Origin of the sequence: Halalkalirubrum salinum (genome assembly GCF_005543295.1) — an archaeon.
In the GTDB taxonomy this organism is placed as follows: Archaea; Halobacteriota; Halobacteria; order Halobacteriales; family Haloferacaceae; genus Halalkalirubrum; species Halalkalirubrum salinum.
The window spans coordinates 32,769-46,456 of sequence record NZ_SRSG01000022.1 but is presented as its reverse complement, the minus strand read 5'-3'; the positions used below and the strand labels follow the sequence as shown (position 1 = coordinate 46,456).

The window sequence follows — 13,688 nt, the reverse complement described above, 5'->3', positions numbered from 1 at the left end:
TAAGGGCCTTTCGACTCGCCACCTTCTCGTCCGGCGATCGTCCGCCCCCGGTCGTCAGGGTGCAATCGGCCAGTTACGGCTGATAAAAGCCTGCTATCAGCTGCGTTCAAGCACTCCTCACTGTAGTCTACCGACTCCATGGGGCTACTACCGGAGGACAGCCCACGCGTAGAGTCCGCCGGTCGCGGCGACGATCGCTGACGTGCCCGCGCTCAACATGGGATGATACTCGATCCACGAGTATTCGGACGGAAAACTAAACACGATCGTATCGGTAATGCTCACTGCCCACAACACCGTCATACCAAAGAGGACAACGCCGACGACAGCCATGATTCCCGCAATGAGCTCTGGGTCGGCCTGGCCACGCTCGCCGGAGAGAAAAATTACGACGCCCAAAAGCGACAGGAACACGGCACCGGCAATGCCGACTGGCCCAGCCCCATAGTATGACCCGAGCAACATGGCTTCGGAGTTGACAAGCAGGTATGGAGCCGACAGCACGATCGCAAGAACGAGACACGACACCGCACCGATGTACGGCACAATCCGGGCGAGATCCATCGTACATGCTCTTGAACTCGATCGGTGTTAAATACCGGTCGTTTCGGCCGCGGGCACGGTCACTCGGGCGCATTACTACAAAAAGTCGAAACGGGTAAACCGATGGCAGACGCGGGTTCGCTATGGAACGCGTTGCACTCATTGGCGCGTCGATGACCCAGTTCGGGCAACGAGACGCTTGGGTCCGAGAGCTACTCTCGGAGGCCGGACTCGCGTGTCTCGACGATGCGGGAGTCGAACCGACGGCGATCGACCACCTGTACGTTTCGAACATGGCAAGCGGGGAGTTCGAGGGCCAAACCGGGATCCCGAATGCTCTCGCGCACGACCTAGCCGCGATGCCGGCGTACACTGCCCGGATTGACCAGACCAGCTCATCTGGCGGGGCGGGCGTCTACGCCGCCTGGCAATCGGTTGCCTCAGGAGCGTCTGACATGACGATGCTTGTTGGCGGAGAAAAGATGACCCACCGATCGACCGCAGAGGCGACGGACGTGATCGCGTCGCTGACTCACCCCGTTGAGTACAAACACGGCGTCACCCTCCCGTCGTTTGCAGGACTCACCGCTCGGCTGTATCTGGACACCTACGACGCACCGAGAGAGAGCCTTGGGAAGGTCGCCGTCAAGAACCACGCAAACGGCGTCGACAATCCACATGCACAGTTCCAAAAGGAAGTCGACCTCGACACCGTGCTCGACTCGCCGATCGTCGCTGACCCACTCCGGCTGTACGACTTCTGTCCGATTACCGACGGCTCAGCAGCGCTCATGTTCTGTCCGGAGTCGATCGCCCGCGAGTACACCGACGACTATGTAACGATTGAGGGGATTGGCGGCGCGACAGACACCCACGTCGTTCACGAGCGCGCGGATCCGACGACAATGGGCGGTGTCGTCGATTCGAGCCAGATCGCCTACGAGATGGCTGATATGGACCCCGACGACATGGACATCGCCGAACTCCACGATATGTTCACTATTCTCGAGTTCCTCCAGTCAGAGGATCTTGGGTTTTTCGAGAAAGGAACCGGGTGGAAGGCCGTCGAAGAGGGACGGACCGATCGCGACGGCGAGTTGCCGATCAACACCTCAGGCGGACTCAAATCGAAGGGCCATCCGCTCGGCGCAAGCGGTGTCGCACAGGTGTATGAGATCTACGCACAGCTCACCCGCACCGCAGGGAACCGCCAGGTCGACGCCGACGTTGGCCTCGCGTGTAACGTCGGTGGGTTCGGCAACTGTGTTACGACGACGATCATGGAGGCACACTAATGACCGACGAGCATCCACCCATGGAAGCCGCGGTGTACGGCGACGGATCGATCACGTACCCACCACACCCGCGCGGCCCAGACGGCAGCGAGGCAGAATCGACGATCGACCTCAGCGATTATAATGCCGAGATCATCACGTGGACGACGTCCACGGCGACCCCACCGGGCGTACGCGCACCGAATCACCTCGCAATCGTCGAGTTCGATGTTGACGGTGAACCGGTCCGGGCGATCGGACAGCTCACGACTGACGACGTTGCGATCGGCGATCGTGTCGAAGCGGTGTACGTTAACGAACTCCGAGATCCTGACGCGGGAATCAGAGAACCCGAAAGTCAGGCGTGGGACGGCTACCGGCTCCGTCCAGTGGACGACAAATAGCAGCTGCGACCCAGGATCGACTGTTTGCGTTACGCGTTACTCTGTTTTCCGATCGTCAGGAGTCTCATCATTCTTACCACTCTCAGCAGCCGCATCATTCTCGCCAGTCTCATCAGCCCCCTCGGTCTCGCCAGTCTCATCTTGATCAGCTCCGTGGGAGTCCGCGCTGGCCTCGTCTTGGCTCTCAGACCTCCCTGAGTCGTCCTCGTCGACATCTTCCTCCGGGTCGAGATCCTGCTTGATGGCCTCCAGCTCAGCGTCGACATCGATCGCTGTCGGATCGTCCAACTGTTCGTCGTTCGATCCGCTACTCCCATCAGTCTCTGTGGAATTGGCAGCCTTGTCGTCGTCGGTGACGTCAATGAAGACGCCGCCATCGCTGTCGCGCGTTCGGGATCGATCGATCTCGTTGGTTGACTGTGTTGGTTGATCGCGCTTTGTTCGATCGCGACTCGCTCGGACGTCGCCTTCGGCCTCACGGATTCGATCTTCGATCTCGCGGGTGAGCGATCGTGCGTCTTCGACCAGTCGACGCGATTCGGGGTTTTCCGGAAGATTTGCCTCCGAAAGAGCGGTTCGGAGCTCAGAAAGCCCACGAGCCAGCTCTTCGCTGGCCTGTGAACCGAGGCGATCGAGCTCTGTTCGCGCTCCAGACGTCTCCTCGCGGACTGCCCGTTTTGGATCCGCCAGCCGCATCGTCCGCCGGAGCAGTTCAAGCGACTTGATCGTCGCTTCTAGCATCGCGATAAGCGTTGGAATGGTGTACTGCTCGGTAAACCGAAGCAGCTCGCCTAATGAGGGTGGCCGCGGCGGTCGGCGGGCAGAATCCGATCGGAGTTCGCTGCGAAGCGCTGAAAGCGTCTCTTCTAACTCGTCGAGGCGATCGGCCAACTCGTCGTCACGGGGCGAACGAGAACTCATACACTCTGTTAGGACCGGATTGTGGTTAAGCGTGGTGACGGATGGTCGACCGAGTTCGGCAGTGGAGGGTGCCGATCGGTTGTGGGTGAGTGCCGGTGAGTGATGACAAAGCATGCCCAGCAGACGGTCTTGTGAGAAATACACAATATATTTATTACGTGAACGCGTAGTCTAGATAATGGAACAACAGTCATCGACACCCGACAGCACTCGGCCGACGGCGATCGCAGACGTTGCAGGCTGGGAGTCGTTCATCGATCGACACGGGACGGCCCTGCTCGAACTGTACACCGAGGGGTGTGGCATCTGCTCGAGCATGGAACCGGTTGTGGCAAACGTAGCCAAGGCAGTCGATATTCCCGTCGCGACGGCAAACGCCCGCGGCGATCCGCAGTTCATCGATCGGTTCACCGTTACAAGCGTCCCCATGTTCGTACTGGTCATCGACGGGGAGATCGCGGCCACACGTGCGGAGGGATTTATTTCGGGAGACGATCTCACGGCGTGGATTGAGGATCACCTCGAATAGCGGACGCAGGTTGAGAGGGAAACACGGCGATCGCTTATCGCGGCTCACCGCGGCTTCGCGCGGCGGTACTGCGGCGGCCACTCGACATCAACCCCGAGCTCGTCCGCCGCATGCAGCGCAAAATAGGGATCTCGGAGGTGTTCACGGCCGACAATTGCAAGATCAGCGCGGCCGTTCCTGACGATCGCATCCGCATGTGTCGCGTCGGTGATCCCACCAACCGCTCCGACGGCAATGTCAGTTTCAGCGTTGATCCGTTCAGCGAACTCCACCTGATAGCCCGGACCGGTATTCGTGATATTTTGATCCGGATGGATGCCCGCTGAGCTCACGTCAATCAAGTCCACTCTGAGGTCGCACAGCCGGTCGGCGAGGCGTACAGACTGTTCGAGATCCCACGACGGGCGATCGTCGATCCAGTCGGTTGCGGAGATCCGAACGAACACCGGCTTATCGTCGGGCCAAATATCTCTAACCGCCGCAGTAACCTCCTCGAGGAGACGAACTCGATTCTCGAAGCTTCCGCCGTAGTCGTCCTCGCGATCGTTCGCGATCGGCGACAGGAACTCGTGCAACAGGTAGCCGTGGGCGGCGTGTACCTCTGCGATCTCGAATCCCGCGTCGAGCGATCGCCTCGCGGCCGCGGTAAAGTCGTCGATCAGGTCCTCAATATCTTTGAGGCTCAGCTTCGTGACGCCGCGATCGCTACCCTCGTAGGGATATGGTTGATCGCTCGGCCCGATTGGCACCCAGCCGCCTTCCTCCAGCGGAATCGGACCGCTCTCGGCTTCCCAGGGACGATACGTGCCCGCCTTTCGGCCCGCGTGGGCGAGTTGAATACCCGGAACGCTGCCCTGTGAGCGAATGAACGACGTGATCGGTTCGAGCGCTTCGGCGTGCTCGTCGCTCCAGATCCCGAGATCTTGCGGGGAAATCCGTCCTTCAGGCGTGACTGCGGTTGCCTCACTAAGGACGATCCCCGCCCCGCCAACTGCGCGGCTTCCGAGGTGGACACGGTGCCACTCTGTCGCAATTCCCTCCTCGGCAGAGTACTGACACATCGGCGAAACGGTAATCCGGTTTCGAACGTGTGTGTCGGCCAGCGTGATCGGGTCAAAAAGCGTCTCCGTCATTACCTGCGATAGATCCCTCGTGGGTATACCGCTGCGGTCCCCGGAGGGCCTTGCCGGCGATCGCAGACCCTCGGTCTGGCTTAGGTCAACCAAAACCTATATAACTTTAGGGTCGCCTAAGCTCAAGTATGGCTGCTCGACATGCTGGAACTGTCGGTGATACCGCCGAGGAACCCCCCTGTGTCTCCGCGCTTCGGTCCTCGCCGGATCGAACTGTCTTTACTGAAGAAGGAAACTGCGACGGCTGGATTTCGACGGACTTTACTGTCGAACTCTGGCGGTAACTCGCTGTGTTCGGATCAGTAGAGCGCTGAATCGGCTGTTCTGTCTCGCTTGTATCGCTGCGAAAGGGAAACGCTCTTAGGAGTATCGCGCCGACGTGTGTACATATGAGCAACGGCGACGACGAGGAGACGCCGGCCGAGGATGAATCTGATTCGGCCACCGAAGCGATCACCGAGGAGGACCTCACCGAGCGGCTCGACGACGCCGAGGCGGCGCTCGAGGCTGCCGAGACCGAGGCTGACCTCGACGCGATCGAAGCGGACCTCGACGAAATCGAGACCGACATTGAGGCCGCGGACCTGCCCGAACCGGACGACGAGGACGAACAGTCCCCTGCGGAGGCACTCGACGAACGCCTCTCTGAACTCCGCGATGAACTTGAATCCCAGCGCGGCCCATACGCCTCTGAGGCGATCGAAGCTGTTGAATCGGCCGCCGAAACTATCACCGATACTCGCTGGACGGACACTGGCGAGGACGAAGTCATCGCGGCAGTAGCGACATTCGCGGCCGAGATTGAGGAGACCCTCGACGCCTCAATCGAGACGGATGTCTCTTCGCTTGCGGCGACAGACGAGGTGCTTTCGAGCGCAGTCGACGCGATCGAGGCGGCTGATCTCGACGCTGACGAGGACACCGAAACGATCGCATCACTACTCGAGGCCACCGGAACCCTCGAAGACGATCTTGAGGCTGCCGAAGAGTGGGACGACCTCGAAACCCGCGAACAGCTTCAGGCACAGGGATTTTACGACATATTGGGTCACTACAAGGACTATCCCCCCGAGTGGTCTGCGCTCAAAGAATACGAGTCCCGTGGGAACGTCGAGATGATCCTCCTCGCGCTCGAGAGCTTCCAGTCGGATTTCATGGAGCGTCACTGTCTCGAAGCGCTCGAGCGGATGGGCAAGCGCGCGGCGACCGACGAGGCGATCGAGACGATGCTCCAGCGAGCGAACAAACGCGACAAGCCGGCGATCCGAATCCTCGGCAAAATGGGTGCAGAGGACGCTGTCGAGACACTCGTCGAGTATGTCGATGAGGATTCTAATCCCGCCTTACAGAAGGTGACGTTCAAAGCCCTCGGCGAGATTGGCGACGCATCGGCGACCCAACCACTCGCGGACAAACTCGTCATGGATAACGGAAACGTCAGGCCGCACGCGGCCCGTGCACTCGGGTTGATTGGCGACACGCGAGCGATCGATCCGCTCGCGGATACCCTCCGTACTGACGAGAACGACAACGTCCGCGCGAGTGCCGCGTGGGCGCTCCGACAGATCGGCACCAAGCGCGCGCTTGAACGGGTCGTCGATCTTGAATCTGACAGCGCATTCATCGTCGACACAGAGATCCAGAAAGCCACCGAAGAGCTCAACGCCGCTGCTGCGTCCGCCTGAACCACCTTTTTATACAAAGCCGACCCCAGCGATTGCGTGTCACGAACCTGGGACGCGCTTCGATCGATCGCGATCGTCTGTGTATTGCTCGGAGCCGCTGTTTCACCGATCGGTGCAGCGAGTCCCGACTCCGACCTCAACCACGACGCAAATCCAGCGCACCCACACAATGCGTTTATACACGATAGTGAACACGCCAACGCAACGACCGAGTCGAACACGACCGCCGCAGAGCCGGGAATTCTCGAACTCTACCCAAACACCTACCGCCACGGGAACGAGGGCGAATTTCTCGTTGTCTCAATAACAGATGAAGGAAACTGGACAGTTCGGGACAACACGGTGAGCCTACCGCTCCCGAAAAACCACAGCGGGCCGATCGCGATCAGTCCCGATCCAACCGTTGCACGCACACTCACTGACGTCCCGGTGATTGATGCGCCGGATGGCTTTCGGCTCTCACAGGGCGGTGAGACGATTCGCCTCGAACAGAACGGATCAATCATCGACGAGGTAACCTACGGCCGTGCCCCAGAGGGCTCACGGTGGGTCAAAAGCGCGGACCCTCACTGGGTTCCAATTGGGCTCAATCTCCGTAGTGCGGCGCCGACAGGATCGGCCACAATCACCACGTTCGTCCTCCCGGACTCGCCCGAAGCAGCGATCGAACCGATCGAATCGGCGACCGATCGGGTGTACGTTGGTGGATATACGCTCTCTTCGGAGCGAGTCGCAACGGCGATTATCGACGCACACGAACGAGACGTCGACGTCCGGGTAGTGCTCGAAGGAGAACCCGTTGGTGGCATTAGCGATCGCCAGGCAGCCGTACTCGACAGGCTGATCGAAAACGGCGTAGATGTGCAGGTTATCGAAGGCGAAAAGCGACGCTTCGCGTTCCATCATCCAAAGTACGCGGTGGTCGACGATCGGGCGATCGTTCTCACCGAAAACTGGAAGCCGTCTGGGACGGGCGGTAATGCAAGCCGTGGGTGGGGCGTGGTTGTGGACTCCCCAGAGACTGCCGAGGAACTAGCTGCCGTGTTTCGTCACGACGGCGGGTGGGAAGACACGACCTCGTGGGAGCAGTACCGAACCCGGATCGAAACGACGGACCAACGCCCGGCGGTTGGCGATTATCCAACTAATCATCGGCCACAGCAGACTGACGGGGCAAACGTAACGGTGCTGACTGCCCCCGGAAACGCTGAAAACGCAGTTATCGATCGAATTGAGGCCGCTGACTCACGTGTCGAGGTTATCCAGCCGTCGATCGATGGGCCAGATCAGGCGTTTACCGATGCTGCCTTGCGCGCGGCAGAGCGTGGTGTCTCTGTCCGGATACTCGTCTCGGACGCGTGGTATGATATTGATCAAAACCGCGCGCTAGCCGAAGAACTCAACGGCTACGCTGCGGATCGAGAGCTATCCTTCGAGATGCGCGTCGACGAGTCTGGCGATCACTACCGCCGCATCCACGCAAAGGGGGTGATCGCCGACGACACGGTGATTCTCGGCAGTATGAATTGGAACGACAACGCCGCACAAAATAATCGAGAAGTTGCGGTGGCGATCAACTCATCCGACGCGGCAGCGTATTATCGCGGCGTGTTCGATAGTGATTTCGAACAACAGTCGGACGATTCATTCGAGTATCAACGGGTCGGTTTGGTCGTACTTGTCGGCGCGGTTGCCACGATCACCCTAGTCGCTGCGCGAAAACGCCTCACGTTCGCAGAGTGATCTGCACGTAGAATGTCGCGAACTGATCGTCGTAGAAAATGACCGACGGGTTTTGACCGCCGCGTATCCGTTCAGTCTTCGATCGTCAGTGTCGTCGTCAGCTCTTCGTCGAGTTCAGCGTTTGCCATTTTCTCGACGAGCGAGTCGATCACTGCCGCGCGTCGGCCTTTGACAAATTTGATCGAGCCGACAACGAGATGACCGCCGCCGGAGACGCCCGATCCGGGCAGTTCTTGGTTCAGTTCTGTGACCATATTCGGGATATCGAGACGGACGCCGTCGGATCGAAGCACCGCAAAGTCAGGGCCGTAGCCGATCGTGATGACCGGCTCGCCAGTTTCTTTGACCTTCCGATCGTGAAGGTTTCCGGTCGTCTTCCCGGGCGCAGGGTAGGTGAATCGGTGGGCGAAGTCGTCCAGATCGATCCGGTACAAATGCGCACCAGAGTCGAGCCGTTCGTGTTCGACGTGGGGTTCGAGCGCGTTGAGCTGGCGATCGACATCTCGTGCCGCCCGCGTCGAGAGGAACTCAACGAGTTCATGGTGACGATCTGGATCGTCGCAGTCGACATCCAGCGCATCATTGACGAGCGCTTTGCCGTCATTGTATCGTAGCCAATGTGCGGCGTAATCGAGCGCTTCGCCGATATCCTCGATGTGCGATCGGCTGTAGCCTGCGTCCGCAGCGAGGTCGAGATACTTCGTCATTGCGTCGGCCTTCGATCGGTCCGAAAGCCCTGCCACTGCAGGGACGTGTTCGAGATCCTCGGTGATCGACGGATCGATGAGTCGCGCAAGTTCGACACACATCATGCCGGTCGTGATTCGGTAGTCCTCACCGTGCAGGTAGGGGTTCACGTGCGCGTCGAGTAGCGGCTCGACAGCCTCCGGATCAGGATGGTGGTGGTCGATAACAGCGATTGGAATATCGTAGTGTGCGAGGTTCTCGTAGGCCGGCACGTCCTCTTCAGTCGAGCCGTTGTCGAGCATCAACAACAACGGGAGCTTCTGGCCGTGTCGTGCCTGCCCTTCTAATGCGAAGTTGAGATCCCGTGTTACGTCTTCCATCTCGTAGAACGGAGCCTTACTCGGAAGCCGTTTGAACAGATGCTGTGGTGCGTCGCTGTCGCGATGAACTGAGGCGATCAGATTTTCGATCGCGAGCTGAAGCGGAATCGACGCACACATTCCGTCGCCATCGGCGTGGTGTCGCGCTCTGATTGGACGTCCTTCGAAGATAGTCTGTCGAAGCATCGTGGCAACCGATCGGAGTTCTTCGTGAATCGGCTCGAACGCCGGCCAGTCGATCAACGGTTCAATGTCGTCAGGGCTGGCTCGTTCTTCGATCGAGGCCTCACGCTCCTCGCGTGCGCGATTCTCTGCTTCGCCGGTCAATGCGTCCATTGACTCGGCTTCGAGCTGTATTGCGCTGTCGTGAGTCGTAATCCGTCCGCTAACACGGACCATATTTCCGATCGCAACGTCTGGGTACGCCCGAACACCGGCGTCCTCGAAGGCCGCACAGATGACGATACCGGTTGTGTCGCTAACATGAAAGAGGGTCGGGCCTGCGGTCTGTTTGATCTGAACGATCTCGCCTTCGATGGTCGCCTCAGTTCCTGCGGCCAGCGACGCGACAGTGTCGATCGATGGCTGATGATCGATCGGTTCAGTGGTGTACGCATCGAGGTCCGGGACCGAAAACGAAAGGTCACCGTTGGCTTTGACCTCTTCGAGACGGACGACGAGACGATCGCCGACCGTGTAGGTCGTTGGAAGCGCACTTTCGTGAACGAGTCCAGAGACCGAGTCGGAGATGTCGACGAACACGCCGTAGTCGACGACCCCATTTACCACTGCGTGGTAGTTGGCTCCTTCTTCGACTGTATCGAGGCCGCATTCGGGAGCGAGGTCGAAGACGATCGGCCGCGTATCGTCTCCAGCGCCGGAATCCCCGGCGAAGTTAGCTGTCATGGGCACAGCTAAGACGGACCAACGTGTTAAGCTTGTTATCTCCGATCGGCACGACCGATCAGCCTCCTTCGGTCGGTTTCGTTCAGTCGTTCCGGAAGCCTTAGGCACTGCCCGAACCGAAACCCTGTATGCGCCTGTTTCGATCGAGCGAGATCCTCGGTATCGCGCGCGACACGCTCAGATTCGCGCTCGAGGCCTCCGAGGAGACGCACCCGAACGAGTACATGGGCTTTCTCCGCGCGCAGGATTCCCGAACGCTGGGGCTCGATCGAAAAGGGCAGGTCATCACGGATGTGCTCGTCATCCCTGGGACCCAGTCGAACCCCGTCAGCGCGACAGTTCAGTCGAATCTGGTCCCGAATGACATCAAGGCGGTCGGATCAGTGCACTCACATCCGAACGGTGTGCTCCGGCCGAGCAATGCTGACCTTGGAACATTCACGAAGGGGAACGTTCACATCATCATTGGTGCGCCATACGGCTGGGGCGACTGGAAGGCATTTGATAGCCACGGCGAGCCCCGATCGCTCGACGTCCTTGATGTTGAGCTTCCAGAAGAGCAGTTCTTCGATTTTACCCAAGAAGATATCGATCGCGAGCTATGACCGGCGGGACAGACGGCGATCGGCCGGACAAAAGTCCCGCTCGCGTTGTCGCACAGGGCACGTTTGACATTCTTCATCCCGGACACGTTCACTATCTTGAGGAGGCGGCCGCCTACGGTGACGAACTCCACGTTATCATCGCCCGGCGCGAAAACGTCACCCACAAGTCAAAACCAATTATTTCGGACCGCCAGCGCCGTGAGATGGTCGACGCGCTGTCGATCGTCGACGAAGCACACCTCGGCCACACCGAAGACATTTTTATCCCGATCGAGCAGATCGATCCTGACGTTATCGTCCTCGGACACGACCAGCACCACGATCCCGAATCAATCGCCGCTGCGCTGGCCGATCGGGGCATCAGTTGTACGATCGAACGGGCCGGTCCGCGTGAGCGCGCGTATGAGGACGAGATTCTCTCGACTGGCAAAATTATCGATCGAATACTTGAACGGCGGAGTGACTGAATCAGGTTCGTAAGTCTCGGTATTGTTGAGTACCAGTGGCTGCCCAATTCTATCGGATTTATAAAAAACAACGGCGATCGATCCAGTCAGCTCAGGTTTCAGCGATATGCCTTTGAGCTACTCGTCTTCAAGCTGTTCGTCAAGCCACTGGTCGTACTCTTCTTGGCTCACGACTTCGATTGAGAAGTACATCTGCGAGTGCGCAAGGCCACAGTATTCCGAACAGTAGCCTTGGTACGTGCCCTGTTCGTTCGTCTCAGTCATAACCACGGAAGTCTGATCGGGGAAGGCGTCGGTCTTCAACCCGAGTTCGGGCACGTGGAATCCGTGTATCACGTCGTCGCTGTATACTCTGAAGTACACATCTTGGCCTTCAGGGACCACGATTTCGTCAGCGCCGACTTCGAGGTCGTGTTCTGGGTAGTACATATTCCAGCCCCACTGGTAGGCCTCAGCTTCGATGAGTACGTCGTTCTCATCGGGCGCAACCTCGTCGCCGGAGTAGGTGACGGCTTCGTTCGCCATGACGCCGTAGGAGGCGGCACCGACAAAAAGCAAGATGACGGCGGTTGCGACGGTCCAAGTCAATTCGAGACGACGGTTCTCTTTGGTCGGCTTCGGGTCGTCGTTGTTACGGAATTTCAACACCGCATACAGGAGGAAAAACTGGGTGACGAGCGTTACGGGAACGGCGACAAACAGTAGCTTATTGTCCAGTTCGTTGATTAGCTCCGCAGACGTGGACTGCGCAACTGCCGGCTGGGCAAGCGCGGCGAGCGCGAGAATCGCCAGCAACGAGCCGAATAGGACGCGCTTTGCACTCATGTTATCGACCCTTAGAAATCGGCACCTAAATACCTACTGACTCGATCGATCGCCAGTCATCGATCCACCGACTGCAGGCAGGTCACTGACGCAACAAACGCGGGAGATAAATAGCGCGGTTCCCAAACCACTGATAGTGAATTCTGATCACACGCAGGAGCGATCGAAGCAACCGCAACGCTTCCCTGGCGTGCTTGCGGCCGCCGCGATGGGGGTGTATTTGCTCCTCGTTGTTGGTGCAGTCACCTCGCTCACTGACGCCGCAGCGGCCTGCTCGGGCTGGCCGGCCTGTGGTGACGGGTGGTCCCTGCCGACAACCACCGCGGGTGCGATCGCGATCGGCCACCGGATCGCGGCAGCGCTCGTCGGCCTCACGGTGCTTCTCGCTGCGGTGCTCGCCTGGCAAGGCCACACTGAGCGACGCGTCAAAACAGCAACAACGATCGCGCTCGCCCTCTACCCGATTCAGGCTGCGATCGGCGCGGCAACAGCGATTGCGATTGTGCCGCCCACCCTCTCGTGGCTCCACCTCGCGGTTGGGATCGTCATCTTCGGGACGCTCCTGGCTGCGCTCGCGTGGCAACTGGAGGCCGACACCGGCGATCCAGACGAAACACCAACTGGAACCCCGTCCGAACCCGCCGAGCCAATCGCCAGTTCCGAACCAACCGGCCCATCGATCGCCGAGACCGCAACCGGCCTCGATCGTGTCAAACAGACTGCGGCGGCGTACTTCAGACTCATGAAGCCGCGGCTGATGTGGCTGCTTTGTCTCGTCGCCGCGGCCGCGATGGCGCTGGCAGGCGGGCCAGGACTCACCGTCTACACGGTGGCCGCGACACTGATAGGTGGCTCACTCGCGATCGGTGCATCCGGAACATTCAATCACGTCCTCGAGCGCGATGTCGATCGACGGATGGCGCGGACAAGTGATCGACCGATCGTCACCGATCTAATCCCCGTTCGAAATGCGATCGCGTTCGGGCTGGCGTTGACCGTCATTTCTGTGGGGTTGTTCGCGACGATCAACCTGCTCGCCGCGGTCTTGGGACTCGTTGCGATCGCCTTTTACAGCGTCATCTATACGCTCATCCTGAAACCGAACACCGTCCAGAACACAGTGCTCGGCGGGGCGGCTGGGGCGCTGCCAGCGCTTATCGGCTGGGCCGCGGTTACCGGTGAGATCGGGCTCGGCGGACTGGGGCTCGCAACGGTGATCTTCCTGTGGACGCCCGCGCACTTTTACAATCTCGCGTTAGCGTACAAAGAGGACTACGAGCGCGGCGGCTTCCCGATGATGCCAGTCGTCCGTGGGGAGACGACGACGCGGCGACACATCGTCTGGTATCTCGGCGCAACGCTCATCGCCGCAGCAGTACTCGCGACTTCAGGGACGCTCGGGTGGTTCTACGGCGTCAGCGGGGTCCTTGTCGGGACAGTGTTCCTCTGGGCGGTTATCCGGTTGCACTACGAACAGACCGAACGCGCGGCGTTTCGGGCGTTTCACGCGTCGAACGCCTACCTCGGCGTCGTGTTGCTCGCGATCGTGCTCGAAGGACTCGCGTTCTGAACCGTACGCACTTTGC

General features: G+C 59.5%; 14 protein-coding genes. 9 read left to right on the top strand and 5 right to left on the bottom strand.

From position 1 onward, the window contains the following. Positions 1–147 precede the first annotated feature (147 nt). Positions 148–564, bottom strand: coding sequence for a DUF7548 family protein (locus tag E5K03_RS08690; protein ID WP_138006467.1), 417 nt, complete (start codon positions 562–564; stop codon positions 148–150). Positions 565–686: 122 nt separating this feature from the next. Between E5K03_RS08690 and E5K03_RS08685 the strand changes: the two genes are divergently transcribed. Beyond that, positions 687–1,838 carry a thiolase family protein gene (locus E5K03_RS08685; protein ID WP_138006466.1) on the top strand — a complete coding sequence of 384 codons (1,152 nt, stop codon included), beginning with the start codon at positions 687–689 and terminating at the stop codon, positions 1,836–1,838. Next, entirely contained in the window at positions 1,838–2,221 is a 384-nt protein-coding gene (locus E5K03_RS08680) for a Zn-ribbon domain-containing OB-fold protein (RefSeq protein WP_138006465.1), read from the top strand. Before E5K03_RS08685 ends, E5K03_RS08680 begins: the two co-directional genes overlap by 1 nt. A 36-nt stretch (positions 2,222–2,257) precedes the next feature. Here the strand turns inward: E5K03_RS08680 and E5K03_RS08675 are convergent, their stop codons facing one another. After that, positions 2,258–3,142, bottom strand: a complete 885-nt coding sequence (locus tag E5K03_RS08675; protein WP_138006464.1) for a DUF7547 family protein — start codon at positions 3,140–3,142, stop codon at positions 2,258–2,260. 178 nt (positions 3,143–3,320) lie between these two features. Here E5K03_RS08675 and E5K03_RS08670 point away from each other — a divergent pair, with 178 nt between their 5' ends. After that, positions 3,321–3,671 carry a thioredoxin family protein gene (locus tag E5K03_RS08670; RefSeq protein WP_138006463.1) on the top strand — a complete coding sequence of 117 codons (351 nt, stop codon included), beginning with the start codon at positions 3,321–3,323 and terminating at the stop codon, positions 3,669–3,671. A gap of 44 nt (positions 3,672–3,715) precedes the next feature. Here the strand turns inward: E5K03_RS08670 and E5K03_RS08665 are convergent, their stop codons facing one another. After that, the gene (locus E5K03_RS08665) at positions 3,716–4,804 is read right to left on the bottom strand and encodes an NADH:flavin oxidoreductase/NADH oxidase (RefSeq protein WP_138006462.1); all 1,089 of its coding nucleotides are present in this window, start codon (positions 4,802–4,804) and stop codon (positions 3,716–3,718) included. A gap of 128 nt (positions 4,805–4,932) precedes the next feature. Between E5K03_RS08665 and E5K03_RS17190 the strand changes: the two genes are divergently transcribed. The 3 genes from E5K03_RS17190 (at position 4,933) to E5K03_RS08655 (ending at position 8,232) form a co-directional block, all read left to right on the top strand. Then, positions 4,933–5,088: a hypothetical protein gene (locus E5K03_RS17190; protein ID WP_171006644.1), complete on the top strand. Its 156-nt coding sequence runs from the start codon at positions 4,933–4,935 to the stop codon at positions 5,086–5,088. Positions 5,089–5,193: 105 nt separating this feature from the next. Continuing rightward, entirely contained in the window at positions 5,194–6,489 is a 1,296-nt protein-coding gene (locus tag E5K03_RS08660; RefSeq protein WP_138006461.1) for a HEAT repeat domain-containing protein, read from the top strand. A 36-nt stretch (positions 6,490–6,525) separates the two neighbouring features. Continuing rightward, positions 6,526–8,232, top strand: a complete 1,707-nt coding sequence (locus tag E5K03_RS08655) for a phospholipase D-like domain-containing protein (RefSeq protein WP_138006460.1) — start codon at positions 6,526–6,528, stop codon at positions 8,230–8,232. A 71-nt stretch (positions 8,233–8,303) separates the two neighbouring features. Here E5K03_RS08655 and E5K03_RS08650 read toward each other — a convergent pair whose 3' ends face one another. After that, positions 8,304–10,205: a DHH family phosphoesterase gene (locus tag E5K03_RS08650; RefSeq protein WP_138006459.1), complete on the bottom strand. Its 1,902-nt coding sequence runs from the start codon at positions 10,203–10,205 to the stop codon at positions 8,304–8,306. A gap of 128 nt (positions 10,206–10,333) precedes the next feature. Here E5K03_RS08650 and E5K03_RS08645 point away from each other — a divergent pair, with 128 nt between their 5' ends. Both E5K03_RS08645 and E5K03_RS08640 read left to right on the top strand, forming a co-directional pair. Beyond that, on the top strand, positions 10,334–10,810 hold the full coding sequence (locus E5K03_RS08645) for a Mov34/MPN/PAD-1 family protein (protein ID WP_137198287.1): 477 nt from the start codon (positions 10,334–10,336) through the stop codon (positions 10,808–10,810). Beyond that, positions 10,807–11,277, top strand: a complete 471-nt coding sequence (locus tag E5K03_RS08640) for an adenylyltransferase/cytidyltransferase family protein (RefSeq protein ID WP_138006458.1) — start codon at positions 10,807–10,809, stop codon at positions 11,275–11,277. The genes E5K03_RS08645 and E5K03_RS08640 overlap by 4 nt, the downstream gene beginning before the upstream one ends. A gap of 117 nt (positions 11,278–11,394) precedes the next feature. Here E5K03_RS08640 and coxB read toward each other — a convergent pair whose 3' ends face one another. After that, on the bottom strand, positions 11,395–12,102 hold the full coding sequence (coxB, locus tag E5K03_RS08635) for a cytochrome c oxidase subunit II (RefSeq protein ID WP_138006457.1): 708 nt from the start codon (positions 12,100–12,102) through the stop codon (positions 11,395–11,397). Between the two features lie 208 nt (positions 12,103–12,310). Here coxB and E5K03_RS08630 point away from each other — a divergent pair, with 208 nt between their 5' ends. Next, positions 12,311–13,672 (top strand): heme o synthase, encoded by a 1,362-nt coding sequence (locus E5K03_RS08630; RefSeq protein WP_240729983.1) that lies wholly within the window; start codon positions 12,311–12,313, stop codon positions 13,670–13,672. Positions 13,673–13,688 lie beyond the last annotated feature (16 nt).

Bases quoted from the DNA above. Each gene is read 5' to 3' on its own strand.
- E5K03_RS08640 (WP_138006458.1), top strand. From the start codon at position 10,807: ATGACCGGCGGGACAGACGGCGATCGGCCGGACAAAAGTCCCGCTCGC.
- E5K03_RS08650 (WP_138006459.1), bottom strand. From the start codon at position 10,205: ATGACAGCTAACTTCGCCGGGGATTCCGGCGCTGGAGACGATACGCGG.
- E5K03_RS08665 (WP_138006462.1), bottom strand. From the start codon at position 4,804: ATGACGGAGACGCTTTTTGACCCGATCACGCTGGCCGACACACACGTT.
- E5K03_RS08660 (WP_138006461.1), top strand. From the start codon at position 5,194: ATGAGCAACGGCGACGACGAGGAGACGCCGGCCGAGGATGAATCTGAT.
- E5K03_RS08670 (WP_138006463.1), top strand. From the start codon at position 3,321: ATGGAACAACAGTCATCGACACCCGACAGCACTCGGCCGACGGCGATC.
- E5K03_RS08680 (WP_138006465.1), top strand. From the start codon at position 1,838: ATGACCGACGAGCATCCACCCATGGAAGCCGCGGTGTACGGCGACGGA.
- E5K03_RS17190 (WP_171006644.1), top strand. From the start codon at position 4,933: ATGGCTGCTCGACATGCTGGAACTGTCGGTGATACCGCCGAGGAACCC.
- coxB (WP_138006457.1), bottom strand. From the start codon at position 12,102: ATGAGTGCAAAGCGCGTCCTATTCGGCTCGTTGCTGGCGATTCTCGCG.
- E5K03_RS08645 (WP_137198287.1), top strand. From the start codon at position 10,334: ATGCGCCTGTTTCGATCGAGCGAGATCCTCGGTATCGCGCGCGACACG.
- E5K03_RS08685 (WP_138006466.1), top strand. From the start codon at position 687: ATGGAACGCGTTGCACTCATTGGCGCGTCGATGACCCAGTTCGGGCAA.
- E5K03_RS08675 (WP_138006464.1), bottom strand. From the start codon at position 3,142: ATGAGTTCTCGTTCGCCCCGTGACGACGAGTTGGCCGATCGCCTCGAC.
- E5K03_RS08690 (WP_138006467.1), bottom strand. From the start codon at position 564: ATGGATCTCGCCCGGATTGTGCCGTACATCGGTGCGGTGTCGTGTCTC.
- E5K03_RS08630 (WP_240729983.1), top strand. From the start codon at position 12,311: ATGGGGGTGTATTTGCTCCTCGTTGTTGGTGCAGTCACCTCGCTCACT.